Source organism: Parvibaculum sp. (assembly GCF_019635935.1).
In the GTDB taxonomy this organism is placed as follows: domain Bacteria; phylum Pseudomonadota; class Alphaproteobacteria; order Parvibaculales; family Parvibaculaceae; genus Parvibaculum.
Genome location: NZ_JAHBYN010000001.1, coordinates 432,372 through 449,600 on the forward strand (window position 1 = coordinate 432,372; position 17,229 = coordinate 449,600).

General features: G+C 65.3%; 17 protein-coding genes. 3 read left to right on the forward strand and 14 right to left on the reverse strand.

Annotation, left to right across the window (positions count from 1 at the left end):
- Positions 1 to 114: 114 nt before the first annotated feature.
- Positions 115 to 366: a FliM/FliN family flagellar motor switch protein gene (locus tag KF719_RS02250; RefSeq protein WP_293506742.1), complete on the reverse strand. Its 252-nt coding sequence runs from the start codon at positions 364 to 366 to the stop codon at positions 115 to 117.
- An 82-nt stretch (positions 367 to 448) separates the two neighbouring features.
- Here KF719_RS02250 and lipB point away from each other — a divergent pair, with 82 nt between their 5' ends.
- Entirely contained in the window at positions 449 to 1,126 is a 678-nt protein-coding gene (gene lipB / locus KF719_RS02255) for a lipoyl(octanoyl) transferase LipB (RefSeq protein ID WP_293506744.1), read from the forward strand.
- A gap of 279 nt (positions 1,127 to 1,405) precedes the next feature.
- Here lipB and KF719_RS02260 read toward each other — a convergent pair whose 3' ends face one another.
- The 9 genes from KF719_RS02260 to KF719_RS02300 form a co-directional block, all read right to left on the reverse strand.
- Entirely contained in the window at positions 1,406 to 2,422 is a 1,017-nt protein-coding gene (locus KF719_RS02260; protein ID WP_293506746.1) for a polymer-forming cytoskeletal protein, read from the reverse strand.
- A gap of 243 nt (positions 2,423 to 2,665) precedes the next feature.
- On the reverse strand, positions 2,666 to 4,681 hold the full coding sequence (gene accC / locus KF719_RS02265) for an acetyl-CoA carboxylase biotin carboxylase subunit (protein ID WP_293506748.1): 2,016 nt from the start codon (positions 4,679 to 4,681) through the stop codon (positions 2,666 to 2,668).
- Positions 4,682 to 4,868: 187 nt separating this feature from the next.
- On the reverse strand, positions 4,869 to 6,401 hold the full coding sequence (locus KF719_RS02270; RefSeq protein WP_293506750.1) for an acyl-CoA carboxylase subunit beta: 1,533 nt from the start codon (positions 6,399 to 6,401) through the stop codon (positions 4,869 to 4,871).
- Between the two features lie 148 nt (positions 6,402 to 6,549).
- Positions 6,550 to 7,347, reverse strand: coding sequence for an ATP12 family protein (locus KF719_RS02275; RefSeq protein WP_293506752.1), 798 nt, complete (start codon positions 7,345 to 7,347; stop codon positions 6,550 to 6,552).
- The gene (locus KF719_RS02280) at positions 7,344 to 9,122 is read right to left on the reverse strand and encodes an AsmA family protein (RefSeq protein WP_293506753.1); all 1,779 of its coding nucleotides are present in this window, start codon (positions 9,120 to 9,122) and stop codon (positions 7,344 to 7,346) included. The genes KF719_RS02275 and KF719_RS02280 overlap by 4 nt, the downstream gene beginning before the upstream one ends.
- Positions 9,119 to 9,847, reverse strand: coding sequence for an HAD-IA family hydrolase (locus tag KF719_RS02285; RefSeq protein WP_293506755.1), 729 nt, complete (start codon positions 9,845 to 9,847; stop codon positions 9,119 to 9,121). Before KF719_RS02285 ends, KF719_RS02280 begins: the two co-directional genes overlap by 4 nt.
- Positions 9,844 to 10,836 (reverse strand): RluA family pseudouridine synthase, encoded by a 993-nt coding sequence (locus KF719_RS02290; RefSeq protein WP_293506756.1) that lies wholly within the window; start codon positions 10,834 to 10,836, stop codon positions 9,844 to 9,846. The genes KF719_RS02285 and KF719_RS02290 overlap by 4 nt, the downstream gene beginning before the upstream one ends.
- Entirely contained in the window at positions 10,833 to 11,216 is a 384-nt protein-coding gene (gene crcB / locus KF719_RS02295) for a fluoride efflux transporter CrcB (protein ID WP_293506757.1), read from the reverse strand. The genes KF719_RS02290 and crcB overlap by 4 nt, the downstream gene beginning before the upstream one ends.
- Positions 11,213 to 12,517, reverse strand: coding sequence for a replication-associated recombination protein A (locus KF719_RS02300; RefSeq protein ID WP_293506758.1), 1,305 nt, complete (start codon positions 12,515 to 12,517; stop codon positions 11,213 to 11,215). The genes crcB and KF719_RS02300 overlap by 4 nt, the downstream gene beginning before the upstream one ends.
- A gap of 188 nt (positions 12,518 to 12,705) precedes the next feature.
- Here KF719_RS02300 and KF719_RS02305 point away from each other — a divergent pair, with 188 nt between their 5' ends.
- Both KF719_RS02305 and bfr read left to right on the forward strand, forming a co-directional pair.
- Positions 12,706 to 12,912 (forward strand): (2Fe-2S)-binding protein, encoded by a 207-nt coding sequence (locus KF719_RS02305; RefSeq protein WP_293506759.1) that lies wholly within the window; start codon positions 12,706 to 12,708, stop codon positions 12,910 to 12,912.
- 133 nt (positions 12,913 to 13,045) lie between these two features.
- Entirely contained in the window at positions 13,046 to 13,528 is a 483-nt protein-coding gene (bfr, locus tag KF719_RS02310) for a bacterioferritin (protein ID WP_293506760.1), read from the forward strand.
- Here bfr and KF719_RS02315 read toward each other — a convergent pair.
- The 4 genes from KF719_RS02315 to rpsK all read right to left on the reverse strand — a co-directional run bounded on the left by KF719_RS02315 (position 13,525) and on the right by rpsK (position 17,199).
- Complete coding sequence (locus tag KF719_RS02315; RefSeq protein ID WP_293506761.1) at positions 13,525 to 14,934, reverse strand: DegQ family serine endoprotease; 1,410 nt, start codon at positions 14,932 to 14,934, stop codon at positions 13,525 to 13,527. The genes bfr and KF719_RS02315 overlap by 4 nt on opposite strands.
- A gap of 232 nt (positions 14,935 to 15,166) precedes the next feature.
- On the reverse strand, positions 15,167 to 15,586 hold the full coding sequence (gene rplQ / locus KF719_RS02320) for a 50S ribosomal protein L17 (protein ID WP_293506762.1): 420 nt from the start codon (positions 15,584 to 15,586) through the stop codon (positions 15,167 to 15,169).
- Between the two features lie 55 nt (positions 15,587 to 15,641).
- Positions 15,642 to 16,658 carry a DNA-directed RNA polymerase subunit alpha gene (locus KF719_RS02325; RefSeq protein ID WP_293506763.1) on the reverse strand — a complete coding sequence of 339 codons (1,017 nt, stop codon included), beginning with the start codon at positions 16,656 to 16,658 and terminating at the stop codon, positions 15,642 to 15,644.
- 151 nt (positions 16,659 to 16,809) lie between these two features.
- On the reverse strand, positions 16,810 to 17,199 hold the full coding sequence (gene rpsK / locus KF719_RS02330; RefSeq protein ID WP_293506764.1) for a 30S ribosomal protein S11: 390 nt from the start codon (positions 17,197 to 17,199) through the stop codon (positions 16,810 to 16,812).
- Between the last annotated feature and the right edge of the window lie 30 nt (positions 17,200 to 17,229).

Genomic DNA, 17,229 nt, shown 5'->3' on the forward strand with positions numbered 1-17,229 from the left:
CCGAATAATTCAACTTAAGTCCGTATAATTCTATAATTCACACAAATATAAATGTAGAACAATAAAAAAGGGCTCCGGATGGAGCCCCTGCCGAAACGAAATAGCTGAATGATTTCAGTCCTGTCGCTCGCCCGCCTCAATGCTGGAAACGATCGACGTGATCGAGACGGCGACGCGTTCGCCCTTGACCACGATCTCGCCGCGCGCGATCGGCACGTTGTTGGCGAGGATCCAGACTTCCTCGTCCTGCACAGTGCCGAGCTCGATGACCGCACCGCGCCCCATCCGCAAAAGCTGATGGATCGGCAGCGTCGTCCGCCCGAGGACAACCGAGATTTCAACGAAGACATTGTTGACCGAATTCACGCGCAACCCCACTTGACCCGGGGAGCCGAAAGGGCCCCAAGTGCTTTACCGGACTACCAAATTGCCATGCTAGAGTTACCCGATGGTTAAGCCCCTGCCGCTCCCCGACACGAGCACGCAAAACGTCGAATGGCGTGTTGCGGATGCGCCGGTACCTTATGAAACGGCGGTGGCGGAGATGGAGGCGCGGGTGGCGGCGATCGCCGACGGGACCGCCCCGGAGCTCGTCTGGCTGCTCGAACACCCGGCGCTCTATACCGCCGGGACCAGCGCCGACGACGCCGATCTCATTGATCCCAAACGCTTTCCCGTCTTCAAGACCGGGCGCGGCGGTCAGTACACCTATCACGGGCCCGGCCAGCGGGTGGCCTATGTGATGCTCGACCTGAAGCGGCGCAAGCCCGACGTGCGCGCCTATGTGCAGGACCTCGAAGCCTGGCTGATCGCCACGCTGGCGCGCTTCGACGTGACCGGCGAGACGCGGGCAGACCGTGTCGGCGTCTGGGTGCGGCGGCCCGAGCGCGGGCTGACGGCCGAAGACAAGATCGCCGCCATCGGCGTGCGCTTGCGGAAATGGGTGACGTTTCATGGGGTTAGCCTCAACGTCGACCCCGACCTCGATCATTTTTCGGGGATCGTGCCGTGCGGGATCGCACAACACGGCGTCACCAGCCTCGCCGATCTCGGCCGCAAGGCGACGATGGCGGACGTGGACGCCGCGCTGCGCGAAACCTTCGACAGCGTCTTCGGCGCGCGCTAAAAACATCCGTACACAGACGGTATCGGGGATAATCCGGAGTTTTGTTGTGACCTGAAGGACTTCGCCACCCGAACGCAGATTCCGGACGAAGAACTGTTACACGACTGTCAAAAATCTGTCACAAACCGCAAGAATAAATATCCGTGTACGGACTGATATTCAATTTGTCCTCGGGTTTATCCCCGCCTTGACGCACCGCGCCGGCCGACGGCGAAAAACCGGGGACAAGTTTTTCCGCACGGAAAGGCAAAAATACTTATCCCCGGTTTTGGCGCCGCGCTATGAAGCCGCCCGTTCCGGCCCCCACAGCGCCATGACGACGAGGCCGAGGCCGGCGGCGACGGCGGCGAGCCAGACGATGGCGCCGATGACCGGGATCGAGATGGCGAGCCAGAGCAGGGCCGCGGCCAGCACGATGCCGACGACAAGGCCGAGCGCGCCCTCGCCCGCCGAGCCGATGCGCGCCGCGATGAGACCGCCAAGCGCGGTGAGCGCCGCAACGAGGCCGAAGACGATGCCGAGCGGATAAAGCAGCATCAGCAGGAAGGCGACCGGCAGCCCGACCAGCGTGATCGCGGTGGCGACCGCCAGCACCGGCACACCAATGAGCCAGACCATGCCGAGGCCGAGCGCCTGCCACGGCTCGGCGACGGCGGCATCGCGCATCCGCGCCGCAGCACCCGGCGCGACGAGACCGAGCAGCAGGGCGAGGCCGCCGAACACGACCGCGCCGCCCGCCGACATGTGATAGCCGGGCGCCGAGAGACCGCCGCCGCGTTCGCGCATGTGGCTGTCGCGCCAGCGTTCGCGCGTGTCGTCGCGCGCGACGGTGTCGCCGCCGATGCGGAAGGCATTGCCATTGACCTCGCCCTTGACGACGGCGCCTTTGTCGATCTTCGCCGTCGAGGCCGAGAAATAGTCGAGATCGCCGTCGATGCGCGCATCCGGCCCGAGCGACAGCTCGACGCCGTAGAAGGTGACGTCGCCTTTCACATGGCCGTTGATGAGGGCTTCCTGCCCGCGGATCGAGAGATCGCCTTCGAGTTCGCCCTCGATCGCCGCGCGCCGCGCCGCGATCCAGGCATCGCCCTTCACATGCGCATCGCGCGTCAGAATGACGATCTGGCCGGCCGCCGTCAGCGCGCCGTCGACCCGGCGGTCGATGGTGAGTTCTTCCGCCGCCGCGAAGACATCCTTGCCGCTGACCCACTCGACCGCGCGGCCCGAGGCCGGCTCGGCATGGGCGGCGGCAAGCGTCGTCACGGCAAACAGGCAAGACAGGATCGCGGTTCGCATGGCCTCTCCTCGCATTTTCCCTCAGCCCCGGAGAGGACTATAGCGCGGGAATGTGGCAGGCGCATGGGGTGCGGGGGTGTCGTCTGCCCCGGACCTGCCCCAAACATGAGGTGTCATCCCGGCGAAAGCCGGGAACCATGGGCGGCGCGGCACAAGGTGAAGCCCGTGGACCCCGGCTTTCGCCGGGGTGACATTTTTATTTTGGGCAAGCGCAGCGGCAAACACCGAGGCGGACCACCCCTCTTACGCGAACTCCATGATCACCGCGTCTACCGCGAGGCTGTCGCCCGGCGCGGCGTTGACTTTTTCGACGGTGCAGTCGAATTCGGCGCGCAGGATGTTTTCCATTTTCATCGCCTCGACGACGGCGAGCGCCTCGCCGGCTTTGACTTCCTGGCCTTCGCTGACGTGAATGGCTTTCACGAGACCCGGCATCGGGCAGAGCAGAAGTTTCGAAGTGTCGGCCGCGATCTTTTCCGGCATCAACGCGTTCAGGCGATGCCCGACAACCGTGCGGACAACGGCATGGGCGGACGCGCCGCGATAGCGCAGGATGTAGCCCTGCTTGGCGCGAACGATTTCGACCGTCATGGGCACGCCATCGACCTCGCCGCGGAAGACGGCCTGCCCCGGCACCCACTGGCTGCGCACCAGATGGCTTTCGCCCTTCGCGCCCTTGTCGTCGAGGAAGACGACGCGCAACGCACCGTTCGCGTCTTCCGCCGTCACGCGCTGGTTCCAGTCGCCGACCGAGACGACCCATTCGCTGGGAAGCTTGCGCGGGCGGCCCGAAAGCTGGCCGGAAATCTGCACCGCGCGCGCCGCATGGATCGCGTTGATGAAAACGGCGATGGCCGCGAAACGCACCGCGCGCTCATCCGCCAGCGGAACGCCGTGGAAGCCGTCCGGATATTCCTCGGCGATGAAGCCGGTGGTGATGTTGCCGGAGCGGAAACGCGGATGCTCCATGATCGCGTTGACGAAGGGAATGTTGTGCTGGATGCCCTCGATGTGGAACTCGTCGAGCGCCAGCGCCATGCGGTCGATGGCGGCGAGGCGGTCCGGCCCATGCGTGCAGAGCTTGGCGATCATCGGATCGTAGAACATCGAAATCTCGCCGCCTTCATAGACGCCGGTGTCGTTGCGCACCGTGAGACCGTTCGCCGTGCCTTCGGCCGGCGGCTGGTAGCGCACGAGACGGCCGGTGGAGGGCAGGAAATTGCGGTAGGGGTCTTCGGCATAGACGCGGCTCTCGATCGCCCAGCCCTTGATCTTGACGTCCGACTGCTTGATGGCGAGCTTTTCGCCGGCGGCGACGCGGATCATCTGTTCGACAAGATCGATGCCGGTGATGAGCTCGGTGACGGGATGCTCGACCTGGAGACGCGTGTTCATTTCGAGGAAATAGAAATTGCGGTCCTTGTCGACGATGAATTCGACGGTGCCGGCGCTTTCATAGTCCACCGCTTTCGCCAGCGCCACCGCCTGCTCGCCCATCGCCTTGCGCGTCTTCTCGTCGAGGAACGGCGACGGCGCTTCTTCGATGACCTTCTGGTTGCGGCGCTGGATCGAGCATTCGCGCTCCATCACATAGATCGCATTGCCGTGGCGGTCGCCCAGCACCTGGATTTCGATGTGGCGCGGCTGCGTGACGAATTTCTCGATGAAGACGCGGTCGTCGCCGAAGGAGGACTTGGCTTCCGACATGGACGAGGTGAAGCCGTCGGCGACTTCCTTTTCGGACCAGGCGATGCGCATGCCCTTGCCGCCGCCGCCGGCCGACGCCTTGATCATCACCGGATAGCCGATCTCGTTGGCGATCTTGGTCGCTTCCGCCACGTCCTTGATCACGCCGAGATAGCCCGGCACCGTGTTGACCTTGGCGGCGTTGGCGAATTTCTTCGACTCGATCTTGTCGCCCATCACCTCGACGGCCTTGATGTTGGGGCCGATGAAGGCGATGCCGTTGTCGGCGAGCGCCTGCGCGAATTTCGCATTCTCCGACAGGAAGCCATAGCCCGGATGCACGGCTTCCGCGCCCGTCTCCTTGCAGGCGGCGATGATTTTATCGATCACCAGATAGGATTCCGACGCCGGCGCCGCGCCGATGGCGACAGCTTCATCCGCCATCTCGACATGCAGCGCGTCCTTGTCGGCGGCCGAATAGACCGCAACCGTCGCAATGCCCATTTTCTTCGCCGTCTTGATGACGCGGCAGGCAATTTCGCCCCGGTTGGCGATCAGGATTTTCTTGAACATCAGCGGTGACCTTGCGAAGCGGGGGCGGACAAAAGCCCCTCCCCCTTGCGGGGAGGGGTTGGGGTGGGGGGTCTCTTCGGAAAAACAACCGCTGCCTCACAAGCCCCCCACTCGGCCCGCTGCGCGCGCCGACCTCCCCGCGAGGGGGAGGTGAAAGTTGTCAAGGCACGTTGCATCCCCTCGCTCCTCACAGCGGAATGTTGTCGTGCTTCTTCCACGGATTCTCGAGCTCCTTGTGGCGGAGGAGCGCGAGCGCCCGCGCGATGCGGATGCGCGTGGAATGCGGCATGATGACTTCGTCGATATAGCCGCGTTCGGCCGCGACGAAGGGATTGAGGAAGCGGTCTTCGTAGGTTTTGGTGTGGGCGGCGATCTTGTCCGGGTCGCCGATGTCGGCGCGATGGATGATCTCGACCGCGCCCTTGGCGCCCATCACCGCGATTTCGGCGGTGGGCCAGGCATAGTTGATGTCGCCGCGAATATGCTTCGACGCCATCACGTCATAGGCGCCGCCATAGGCCTTGCGCGTGATGACGGTGACTTTCGGCACGGTCGCTTCGGTATAGGCGAAGAGGAGCTTCGCGCCATGTTTGATGAGGCCGCCATATTCCTGCGCGGTGCCCGGCAGGAAGCCCGGCACATCGACGAAAGTGACGATGGGGATGGAGAAGCAATCGCAGAAGCGCACGAAGCGCGCCGCCTTACGGCTGGCATCCGAGTCGAGCACGCCGGCCAGCACCATCGGCTGGTTGGCGACGATGCCGACGGTGCGGCCCTCGATGCGCGCAAAGCCGGTGACGATGTTCTTGGCAAAGCTCTCCTGGATTTCGAAGAAGTCGGCCTCGTCCACGACCTTCAGGATCAGCTCCTTCATGTCGTAGGGCATGTTGGGATTGGCGGGGATCAGCGTGTCGAGCGAACTCTCGATGCGCAGCGCATCGTCGAAGAACGGGCGCTCCGGCACATCGTCGCGGTTGGAAGACGGCAGGAAATCGATGAGACGGCGGATCTGCGTCATCGCGATCACGTCATTGTCCCAGGCGCCGTCGGCGACGGAGGATTTGGTGGTGTGGATGGAAGCGCCGCCAAGCTGTTCCGACGTCACGGTTTCGTTGGTGACGGTTTTGACGACATCGGGGCCGGTGACGAACATGTAGGATGTGTCGCGCACCATGAAGATGAAGTCGGTCATGGCCGGCGAGTAAACGTCGCCGCCGGCGCAGGGCCCCATAATGACCGAGATTTGCGGAATGACGCCCGACGCCATGACGTTGCGCGTAAAGACATCGCCATAGCCGCCCAGCGCATCGACGCCTTCCTGGATGCGCGCGCCGCCGGCGTCGAACAGACCGATGATCGGGGCGCCGGTCTTCAGCGCCATGTCCTGGACCTTGGTCATCTTCTTGGCGTGGGCACGCGACAGCGAGCCGCCGAACACCGTGAAGTCCTTGACGAAGAGATAGACCGGACGTCCGTTGACCGTGCCCCAGCCGGTGACGACGCCGTCGCCGGGGATCTTCTGCTTCTCCATGCCGAATTCGTGGCTGTCATGTTCGACGAACATGTCGAACTCCTCGAAGGAGCCCTCGTCGAGCAGGAGTTCGATGCGCTCGCGCGCCGTCAGCTTGCCCTTGGCGTGCTGCGCGTCGATCCGCTTGCTGCCGCCGCCGAGCCGCGCCACCGCGCGCCGCTCCTCAAGCCGACGAAGAATGTCCTTCATACCACCCCCTGAAACCGGAGAATTCGCGCCGTCGAACGGAGAAAAACCCCCGGCGCCAAAAGTGTCGCAAACAGGCTGTTGCGGGCTTTGAATAGCACCGAAATCTCCTTTTTGCCAATGGCTTGGCCGCCATTCCAAAGGGCGGGGTTTACGTTACGTCAGTAAGCAAATCGAGGAAACGGCCGGTTTCGCCGAGCTCGGCGCGGCGGCGCGCGAGACGCGCCTCCTCCTCCGCGTCGCGGCCCGAAATCTCCATCTGCCAGGTCTCGTCGAGATGCGCGGCGGCAATGGCGGCCGCCACATCGAGACGGCGCTCGAGGAGCGCCAGCCCGATGACGGCCGAGCCGGTCAGCGTGACCGCATTGTGGAGCGCGGCGAGACGGAAATGGTCGAGGCGTTCAAGCGCCCGGCCATAGGCAGCGAGCGCCGCTTCGTCCTGCGCGACATGGACGATGCCGGTGGTGACCTTGAGGCGGATGCCATGCGCCGCCACCCATTCGAGCAACGGATCCCATTCGGCCGCCTGACGCGCGACGAGAGCGGCCGGCGCCTCGGCGCGGTAGCACAGGAGGTCGGTGCCGGCGAAATTGACGATCTCGGCGACGACGGCGGCGCGGCGCGGCTTGACGAGATCGAGCGCGGTATTGGCGAGCTTCGTCAGCCACATCGAACGCGGGTCGATATATTCGCCCTGCCCGGCCCACTCCGCTGCCATCGCGCGGGCAAGCGCCGCATGCGGCACGGCAAGCACCTGCTTCGACGGCGTCTTGACAGCGCGGCCGTCGAGCAGGATCGTGTATCCGTCCGGCGTTTCGCCGGCGGCAGCCTCCTTGTAGAAACGCTTCGGCAGACGTGGGCCGTCGCGCCCCGGATGCGGCGGCTGCTCGTCGAGCGTGCGGTTGCGCGCCAGATCGAAAATGGCGGCGGTCTCTTCCTCGCCGCTCATCGTCCGAAAATTCCGCGCACGGCGCCGCCGATACCCTTGGCGGCATCTTCCGCCGCACCGCCGATGGCGCCGCCGACATCCTTGACCGTGCCAGTGACGCCGCGCGACTCTTCCTGTGCGGCTGCCGCCGCCGCGCCGCATTCGCCGCCGCCGGCAACCGAACCCGCGCCGGTGCTCATCAACGGCAGCAGCGCGCCGACACCGCCGGTCAACGCCGCGCCGCCCACCGCCGTCGCAATGCCGGTCGCCGCACCGGCGCGGTCGAGACCGGCGGACGGCGCATTGAGCGGACCCGACAGGCGCACCGGGAAAGCAAGGCTGAGCAGGCTCGCCTGCTTCGGCTTCGGTTTGAACAGGAGGTCGAGCCGCTCGCGGCCGAGATCGACCGTGCCGGAGCCGGTGGTTATCAGCGTGTCGGTTTCGAGCGCCAGCGCCTTCGACGTGCCGACGCCGCCGGCGAAATCGAACGCGCTGATGGCGCAGACAAGCTTTGCCCGGTCGCCGGTCTTGCCACCGGGGGCGAGCACGTTGACGAGATCGTCGGACACGATCGCGAGCGCGCGCGAATTGATCGTGCCCGCGCCGACCGCCAGATTGGTCTGGCCGCCAAGCGACGCGGCAATCGCGTGCAGCGAGTTGCCGCGCCCCGAAAGCTTCGCTCCGAAATCGGCCCGCGCCGTCAGCATGTCTGTGAGGTCGAGATCGGCAAGAAGACGCCCGAGATCGAAATTGGTGGCGCCCGCATCGACCGAAACCGACTTCGCCTTGCCGTCCGCCGACAGCGAAAGTTTCAGCGGCGTGTCGCGATAGGCCGCCGTGAGCGGCGCCGACAGCTTGCCGTTGGCGATTTTCACCGGCAGCTTGATGTCGGCGAGAACGAGCTTGCCGTAATGCAGCGCACCCAGCGCGAAAGTGAGATCGGCATCGAGCGCTTCCAGCGCGTCGAGCGGCAGCGGGTCGCGGCTGAAGACCGGCCCGCCCTCCTTTTTGCTACTGGTACCGCCACCACCGCCGCCAAGGAAGGGCGTCACGTCGAATTTCGGGCTCGACAGGGCGCCTGTGAGTTTCGGACGGCCGGAGAGATCGAGCGCGAGGTCGCCGCCGACGCTGGTGCCGGCGACATCGAGCGAGGCATTGTCGAGCGCCATGCGGGCGGCATCGCCCGAGACGTCGGCGGAGAAAGCGACCGCCGAACCGTTGACCTTGCCGCCGACAACGGCATGGACGCCGGCGCCTTTCGGCTGCACCGTCACCTCATCCAGCGTCGCTTCCGTGACCTGCCCCGTTGCGCCGTCGCGATAGGCGATCTTGATGGCGGAAAGCGCGACCCGCGGAATGCCGGCAAGCGACATGCCGCCGCCCTCGCCCGCCGACGCAGGCGCAGCCTGTGCGTCGCCGAATTCCCAATTGCCGCGACCCCGGCGGTCGGTTTCGAGATAAATGTCGGCGCCGCTCAGCTTCACTTCGCGCAGATCGACATTGCCCGAAAAAAGCGGCAGCAGCGCCAGTTGCAGGCCGAGCTCGTCCGCCGTCAGCATTTGCGGGCGCGTGCCCCAATCGGCATTGCCGAAGCTGACCTTTTCGGCAACGACGGTCGGCACCAACGAAAAGCCGATATGAAGTCCGCCCTCGATTTTCAACGTGCGGCCTGTGGCATCCTTTGCCGCCGCCTCGATCTGCGGCGCGAAGCGGCCGAGATCGACGACGGTCAGTGCGTATAGCGCGCCCGCCAGAAGCAGCGCGACGACGACGATGAAACGCAGCAGTTTTTTCATGGTTCCCGTCTCCCGTGAACCGTTGCTTCCCGGACGGCCTGGCGAGGCTCCCCGGTCCACAGCGCATCGAGCGCGGGCGCCAGCGCCGCGAAATCGGACAAGACGAAATGCGCGCCGCTCGACCGGAGGGTCTCGGGCGCATGATAGCCCCAATCGACGCCGAACGCATGGGCGCCGGCAGCCCGCGCCATCTCGATGTCGTAGCTGGTGTCGCCGACCAGCGCCGTGTCGGCCGCCGCCGCCCCGACCGCGCGCATGGCGCGGCGCAGCATTTCCGGGTGGGGTTTGGAGGGCGCGTCGTCGGCCGTCTGCAGCGTCACGAAATAGTCGCGAAGACCATGCGTTTCGAGCGCATGGGCAAGGCCGCGCTGCGACTTGCCGGTGGCGATGCCGAGCACGGTGCCGGGCCGGGCATGAAGCGCCGCCAATGCCTCGCGGACGCCGGGAAAGAGCGGCTCGGCCAGATCGGCGCGATGCCGGATCTCGAAAAACGCGTCCTTGTAGCTCTGCGTAATGCGGCGGCGAATGCCCGGCTCGGTATCGGGCAGCAATGCCGCCAGCGCCTCGTCGAGCGACAGGCCGACAATCGAAAGCACGTCCGCGCGCGGCAACGCCGCCAGCCCATGCGCCGCAAAGACGTGCGCCATCGCCGCCACGATCATGTGCTGGCTGTCGATCAGCGTACCGTCGCAATCGAAGACGACGAGGCGGAGGGGAGCGGTCACTCCTCCAGCCCCTCAAACGCCCCTTCGGCGTCGCGTTCTTCGAGGCCGAGGAGTTTCCAGCTTTTCTTCATGTGCGGCGGCAAATCGGCCTCGATGAAGAAGCGCCCGCCGTCCGGGTGCGCGAGGTCGATGGAGCGGGCATGAAGGTGAAGCTGGCGCGGGATTTCGCCGCCGGGATGCGCGGTGACGCCGCCATATTTGCCGTCGCCCACTATGGGCGTGCCGATGGCGCGCGCATGGGCGCGGATCTGGTGCGTGCGGCCAGTAACCGGCATGAAGGCGACCCAGGCGAATTTGGTCGAGACGCTGGTAACGACCGAATAATGCGTGACCGCGTGCTGTGCGTCCTCGTCGCCTGCATCCGCCGGCGACACGCGCTCGGCGCGTGGGCCGCCTTGCTTGGCGAGTGCCAGATCGATCGTGCCCTGAAGCGGTGCGGGCGTGCCGATGACCAGCGCCCAGTAAATCTTGCGCGCATCCTTCTGCTGGAAGGCGCGGCCGAGCGCAGCGGCGGATTTCGCGCTGCGCGCCAGCACGATGACGCCGGACGTGTCGCGGTCGAGACGATGCACGAGACGCGGACGCTCCGCCGCTTCGAATGCGAGCGCATCGAGCATGCCGTCGAGATGGCGTTCGGTCTTGGTGCCGCCCTGCACGGCAAGACCCGCCGGCTTGTTGAGCACGATCAGCGACTTGTCCTTGTGGATGACAAGCGAGCGGACAAAGGCCGCGTCCTTGTCGTTGAGCGCGCGTTCGGGCTTCGGCGCCGGGGTGTCGATTTCCTCGCCGAGCGGCGGCACGCGCACGGTCTGCCCGGCGGCAAGCCGCGCATTGGCCTTGGCTCGCGCGCCATCGACACGCACCTGACCGGTGCGCAACAGCTTTTCGAGGCGGCCATGCGTCAGCGCCGGGAAACGCCGCTTGAACCAGCGGTCGAGACGGATGCCGTCTTCATCCGCGGAAACACCGATCTGCGCGACTTCCTTCATGCTGAAAACAACATCCGCGCAATCCACAAACCAACGAAGAGTGCGCCGACGGCGCCGGCGACCGAGCCCGCCATATAGAGACCGGCAAGGCCGATATCGCCGCGCTCGATCATGTTGGCGGCGTCGAGTGAAAAGGCCGAGAAGGTGGTGAAGCCGCCGAGAATGCCGGTGGTGAGGAAGCTGCGCATCTCGGGCGACAGATCGTATTTCAGCGCGAAGGCGCCCGCGAGGAGACCCATCGCCAGCGAACCGGCAATGTTGATCGTCAAAATACCCCACGGAAAATTGGGCCCGAGCAGCCGGAGCATTTGCGCGTTGAGCAGGTAGCGCCCGCTCGCGCCGATGGCGCCGCCGATGGCGACCGCGAACAGATGGTTCATCCCTGCCGTTCCTCTCTCAGTTTCTGCCAGTAGGCGAGCCGCTTGCCGATCTCGCGTTCGAAGCCGCGCTCCTCGGGGCGATAGAAATTCCGGCGGCCGACTTCCTCGGGGAAGTAGTCCTGGCCCGAAAAGGCATTCGGCGCGTCGTGGTCGTATTCGTATCCGGCGCCGTAGCCAAGGTCTTTCATCAGCCGCGTCGGCGCGTTGAGGATGTGGGCGGGCGGCGCGACGGAGCCCGTGTCGCGCGCCGAGCGCTTCGCCGCGCCGAAGGCCGTGTAGGACGCATTCGATTTCGGCGCGGTGGCGAGATAGATCACCGCCTGCGCCAGCGCCAGCTCGCCCTCCGGTGCGCCGAGGAAATCGAACACGTCTTTCGCCGCCAGCGCCTGATGCACGGCCTCCGGGTCGGCGAGGCCGATATCCTCGATGGCGGCGCGCACAAGACGGCGCGCGATATAGAGCGGGTCTTCGCCGCCGGCCAGCATGCGCGCCAGCCAGTAGAGCGCCGCGTCGCAATCCGAGCCGCGGATCGACTTGTGGAGTGCGCTGATGAGGTTGTAGTGCCCTTCCCTGCCCTTGTCGTAGAGGGGCGCGCGGCGCTGCACGGCGGCGATGAGGCCGGCCGTGTCGAAGGGCTCGGCCGGCGCCAGCGCGAAAATCTCCTCGGCGAGATTGAGCGCATAACGCCCGTCGCCATCGGCCATCGCGCGAAGCGAGGCGCGGGCATCGTCGGTCAGCGGCAGTTTCTTTTCGTAGAAGGCTTCGGCGCGGGTGAGCAGTTCTTCCAGCGCCGCGTCGTCGAGCCGGTTCAGCACCATGACCTGCGCGCGCGACAGCAGCGCGGCGTTGAGCTCGAAGGAGGGGTTTTCGGTGGTCGCGCCGATCAGCGTGACGGTGCCGTCTTCCATGACCGGCAGAAAGCCGTCCTGCTGAGCGCGGTTGAAGCGATGAATCTCATCCACAAAGAGCAGCGTGCCCTTGCCGGTCGAGCGGCGGGCGCGGGCGGCCTCGAACACTTTCTTGAGGTCGGCGACGCCCGAAAAAATCGCCGACATCGGCTCGAAATGAAGCCCGACCCGGTCGGCCAGCAGGCGGGCGATGGTGGTCTTGCCGGTGCCGGGCGGCCCCCAGAAGACGATCGAGGAGAGGTGCCCGGCGGTCAGCATCCGCCCGAGCGGCCCCTTGGGCCCGATCAGGTGTTCCTGGCCGACAACCTCCTCCAGAACCTTCGGGCGCAGCCGGTCGGCGAGCGGGCGCGGCGCCCCCTCATCCATCCCCGCCGCCTCGAAAAGATTGTTCATGGGGGCTCTTTAGCACGTTTCGGGGCGGCCCTCACCGGCCCCGCAAGCCCCTCTTAACCCTGCGACAATTTTGCAATGGATTCGCATTCACAACGCACTTGCAAACCATTCTCAAGGGTGGCAGGTTGGCCTCCTCGGGCCTCGCCCGGGGGCAAGGGCAAGAAAATCCGGGCAGGAAACCCATCCAGATGATCGTGTGTGTGTGCAACGCCAAGAACTGCCAGACCGTCCGCACGACGCTGGCCGACGCACCGCATGTCGACACGCCCGCCGCCCTGCACCGCGCAATGGGCTGCAAGCCGCAATGCGGCCGCTGCCTGCCCTCGCTGGCCGAACTGATCGCCGAAGCGCGCGCCGACGAAACGCTTGCGGGCCTGATGGCCGCCGCGGACTGACGCCACGGCTTTCGCGAGATACTCTCAAGATCAATTGCAACTTCTTGCCGGCATTCGATTTTTTTCGAATTGCGTTTGACGTCGCGCGCACGCGGGACGACCATGACGCATTCCGAGTCACAAGGAGCGGCACATGCGCGGCGACGCCAAGGTCATCGAATATCTCAACAAGGCCCTGAGGCTCGAACTGACGGCCATCAATCAGTATTTCCTGCATGCGCGCATGTTCAGGAACTGGGGCTTCACGCGGCTCGGCGAGATCGAATACCGCGAATCGATCGACGAGATGAAGCATGCCGACAAGCTGATCGAGCGCATCCTGTTCCTTGAGGGCCTGCCGAACCTGCAGGACCTCGACAAGCTCTTGATCGGCGAGAATGTCGTCGAGTGCATGGAATGCGACCTGAAGCTCGAATATGCCGGCCACGCCTTTTACAAGGAGGCCGTCGCCCATTGCGAGCAGGCGCGCGACTATGTCAGTCGCGAAATCTTCGAGGACATTCTGGAGGACGAGGAAGAACATATCGACTTCCTCGAAACGCAGCTTGAACTGGTGAAGAAGGTCGGGCTGGAGAATTACCTGCAATCGCAGATGGGCGACGGGGGCGCGAGCTAGCCGCCGACCGTCGCCTGAAATGTGCGGTCGCCGCGCTTGATCGAGAAATCCCATTGCGCGCGCGGCGTCGCCGTGACGCGGACGAGATCGCGCACGGTGGCGATCTTGGTGCCCGCGACTTCGACAATGATGTCGCCGCGCTGAAGCTGCATGCGCCCCGCCGGCGACCCGAAGCCGACATTGGTGACGACGACACCGCGCGACGCCATCGCGTCGAGCCCCAGCCTGTCGGCAACGGCCGGCGAAAGATTGGCGACCGTCGCGCCGGCAAAGGGATTGCGCCCGTCGATTTCGGTTTCCTCGGCCGCCGGTTCCTCGGGCGGCGCTATCAATGCGACACGCGCCTCGCCCGTCCGCCCGTCGCGCAGATAGCCAATGCGCGCCTCGCCGCCGAGACCCTTGGTCGCGAGGCGGTAGCGCACCGCTTGCGGATCCTCGACATCGAAACCGTCGATCGAGCGGATGACGTCGCCGACGCGCAAGCCCGCCTTGTCGGCGGGCCCGCCCGGATGCACGTCGCGCACGATGCCGCCGCCCGGCCGGTCGAGCCCGAGCGATTGCGCGAGATCGTTGTCGACGGCCTGCAATTGCGCGCCGAACCACGGCCGTTTGACATGGCCGCCGTCGCGCGCCGAGGCGACGACGCTCTCGACCATGTTGGAGGGGATCGCAAAGCCGATGCCGATGCTGCCGCCGGACTGCGAATAGATGGCGCTGTTGATGCCGACAAGACCGCCATCCATGGTGACCAGCGCGCCGCCCGAATTGCCGGGATTGATCGCCGCGTCCGTCTGGATGAAGAACTGGTAGTCCGAAACGCCGACATGGGTGCGCGCCAGCGCCGAGACGATGCCCGACGTCACCGTCTGACCGACGCCGAACGGGTTGCCGATCGCAAGCACGAGGTCGCCGACTTCGATGCTGTCGGAGTTCTTGAAGGTGAGATGCGGCAGCTTGCCGGCGCCGGCCTCGATCTTCAGCACCGCAAGGTCGGTGCGCTCGTCGGCCAGCACCAGTTGCGCGTCGAATTCGCGCCGGTCGGACAGCGCCACCGTGAACTGCTGCCCGCCCTTGATGACATGATGATTGGTGACGATGAGGCCGGAGGGATCGACGATGACGCCCGAGCCGAGCGACTGCTGCACACGCTCGCGCGGCATGCCGAAGCTGAAGCGGTTGCCGAAGAACTGCTGGAAGAAGGGATCGTTGGCGAAGGGCGAGCGGGCCTGCTCCTGCACGACGCGCTTGGAATAGACATTGACGACGGCGGGCGCGACGCGCTTGACGACCGGCGCATAGGAAAGCTGCACCTCGCCGAGACTGCCGGGCACCTGCCGCTCCTGCGCGGCGGCGCCCGACGACAGGAAGACCAGCGAAGCCGTGAGTACAATTGCGGCCAGCGCCATCGACAACGCCCCGGCCCAGGAAGACTCGGACAACATCTCAACCACCATGACCCGCGCCCTGATACAAGGACGGGCTAATCGACCCCACGCCCGGACACCACCCCGCCGCCGGCAAAATTCTGTGGCCTGACGGCGGCGCTGACAAGACCGAAATGACCGGAAACGGGACGGCAAACGAAAAGGGCAGCGCCGGAGACCGGGGCTGCCCTTCAAATCGTCGGCGGAAAGCCGCTCAGGCGGCGTCTTCGTCCGCCTCGACCAGCACCGGGCCGGAATCCTGGCCCTTGGCGCTCTCGTCGCGGTCGACGAACTCGATGACGGCCATCGGCGCGCTGTCGCCATGCCGGAAGCCGGCCTTGAGGACGCGGATATAGCCGCCGGCGCGTTCCTGGTAGCGGGGGCCGAGCACGTCGAACAGCTTCGCCGCCCAGACCTTGTCCGGCAGCGCCGCATAGGCCTGACGGCGCGCATGCAGGTCGCCGCGCTTGCCCAGCGTCACCAGCTTTTCGACATAGGGACGAAGCTCCTTGGCCTTGGGCAGCGTCGTGACGATCTGCTCATGCTTGATGAGCGCGACCGCCATGTTCGCCAGCATGGCCTTGCGGTGGCTTGCCGTCCTGTTGAGCTTGCGGCCGGAATTACCGTGACGCATGTGCCCTTCTCCTCGTTACCTGCGGCGTCTCCGGGACGCGGCGTTTCTTTAAAACTCAGTACTGGTCTTCGTAGCGCTTGGCCAGCTCTTCGATATTCTCCGGCGGCCAGTTCGGCACTTCCATGCCGAGATGGAGCCCCATCTGCGCCAGCACTTCCTTGATCTCGTTCAGCGACTTGCGGCCGAAGTTCGGCGTGCGGAGCATCTCGCCTTCCGTCTTCTGGATCAGGTCGCCGATATAGACGATGTTGTCGTTCTTCAGGCAGTTGGCCGAGCGCACCGAAAGCTCGAGCTCGTCCACCTTCTTCAGAAGCGCCGCGTTGAATTCGAGTTCGGGGCGGCTCTCCTCGACATGCTTCTGCTCCGGCTCGTCGAAATTGACGAAGGTCTGGAGCTGGTCCTGCAGGATGCGCGCGGCATAGGCGACCGCATCGTCCGGCGTGATCGCGCCGTTGGTCTCGATCTGCATGGTCAGCTTGTCGTAATCGAGAATCTGGCCTTCGCGCGTGTTTTCCACCTTGTAGGAAACGCGGCGCACCGGGCTGTAGAGACTGTCGACCGGGATCAGGCCGATCGGCGCATCTTCCGGACGGTTGCGATCCGACGCGACATAGCCCTTGCCGAGCGCGACCGTGAATTCCATGCGGATTTCGGCGCCCTCGTCGAGCGTGCAGAGCACGAGGTCGGGATTGAGCACTTCGATGTCGGCACCGGCCACGATGTCGCTGGCGGTGACGACGCCCGGGCCCTTCTTCGACAGCGACATGCGCTTGGGGCCTTCGGCATGAAGGCGCAGCGCAAGCTGCTTGATATTGAGGACGATGTCGGTCACGTCTTCGCGCACGCCGGCGATCGACGAGAACTCATGCAGCACGCCGTCGATCTGGACGGCGGTGACGGCCGCGCCCTGCAGCGACGACATCAGCACACGACGCAGCGAATTGCCGAGCGTCAGGCCAAAGCCGCGCTCCAGCGGCTCGGCAACGACGGTCGCGAAACGCTGCGCGTCGTGGCCCGGATTGATTTCGAGCTTGTTCGGTTTGATAAGCTCTTCCCAGTTTTTCTGGATCACGTTGATAACCTCGTGTCGTTTGCGGCGCGTCTTGCGGGCGCCGGGCGGGAGACATCCGCCACCTGATCTCTTTAACGTCCACCCCACCATTCAATCGTGCGAGCGGACGTGGCCGGCAAAGACCCCGGAGGGCAGCCGGCCGGATACCGGTCTAGACGCGACGCCGCTTGGGCGGGCGGCAGCCATTGTGCGGGATCGGCGTCACGTCGCGGATGGTGGTGACGGTGAAACCGACCGATTGCAGCGCGCGAAGCGCCGACTCGCGGCCCGAACCCGGACCGCAAACCTCGACTTCGAGGGTGCGCATGCCGTGTTCCATGGCCTTCTTGCCCGCATCTTCCGCGGCCATCTGCGCGGCGAAGGGCGTCGACTTGCGGCTGCCCTTGAACCCCATCATCCCGGCGGACGACCAGGCAATCGCATTGCCCTGCGCATCCGCGATGGTGATCATGGTGTTGTTGAACGTCGAATTCACATGGGCGACGCCCGATGAGATATTCTTCCGTTCCTTGCGCTTGATGCGCGTCTTTTCCTTCGCCATTCGTCCTGAACCTTCGTGTCACGCGGGAGC

What these genes read in the sequence shown, in the direction of transcription:
- lipB (WP_293506744.1), top strand. Translation starts at nt 449, where the DNA reads ATGGTTAAGCCCCTGCCGCTCCCCGACACGAGCACGCAAAACGTCGAA.
- KF719_RS02260 (WP_293506746.1), bottom strand. Translation starts at nt 2,422, where the DNA reads ATGCGAACCGCGATCCTGTCTTGCCTGTTTGCCGTGACGACGCTTGCC.
- accC (WP_293506748.1), bottom strand. Translation starts at nt 4,681, where the DNA reads ATGTTCAAGAAAATCCTGATCGCCAACCGGGGCGAAATTGCCTGCCGC.
- KF719_RS02270 (WP_293506750.1), bottom strand. Translation starts at nt 6,401, where the DNA reads ATGAAGGACATTCTTCGTCGGCTTGAGGAGCGGCGCGCGGTGGCGCGG.
- KF719_RS02275 (WP_293506752.1), bottom strand. Translation starts at nt 7,347, where the DNA reads ATGAGCGGCGAGGAAGAGACCGCCGCCATTTTCGATCTGGCGCGCAAC.
- KF719_RS02280 (WP_293506753.1), bottom strand. Translation starts at nt 9,122, where the DNA reads ATGAAAAAACTGCTGCGTTTCATCGTCGTCGTCGCGCTGCTTCTGGCG.
- KF719_RS02290 (WP_293506756.1), bottom strand. Translation starts at nt 10,836, where the DNA reads ATGAAGGAAGTCGCGCAGATCGGTGTTTCCGCGGATGAAGACGGCATC.
- crcB (WP_293506757.1), bottom strand. Translation starts at nt 11,216, where the DNA reads ATGAACCATCTGTTCGCGGTCGCCATCGGCGGCGCCATCGGCGCGAGC.
- KF719_RS02300 (WP_293506758.1), bottom strand. Translation starts at nt 12,517, where the DNA reads ATGAACAATCTTTTCGAGGCGGCGGGGATGGATGAGGGGGCGCCGCGC.
- KF719_RS02305 (WP_293506759.1), top strand. Translation starts at nt 12,706, where the DNA reads ATGATCGTGTGTGTGTGCAACGCCAAGAACTGCCAGACCGTCCGCACG.
- bfr (WP_293506760.1), top strand. Translation starts at nt 13,046, where the DNA reads ATGCGCGGCGACGCCAAGGTCATCGAATATCTCAACAAGGCCCTGAGG.
- KF719_RS02315 (WP_293506761.1), bottom strand. Translation starts at nt 14,934, where the DNA reads ATGGCGCTGGCCGCAATTGTACTCACGGCTTCGCTGGTCTTCCTGTCG.
- rplQ (WP_293506762.1), bottom strand. Translation starts at nt 15,586, where the DNA reads ATGCGTCACGGTAATTCCGGCCGCAAGCTCAACAGGACGGCAAGCCAC.
- rpsK (WP_293506764.1), bottom strand. Translation starts at nt 17,199, where the DNA reads ATGGCGAAGGAAAAGACGCGCATCAAGCGCAAGGAACGGAAGAATATC.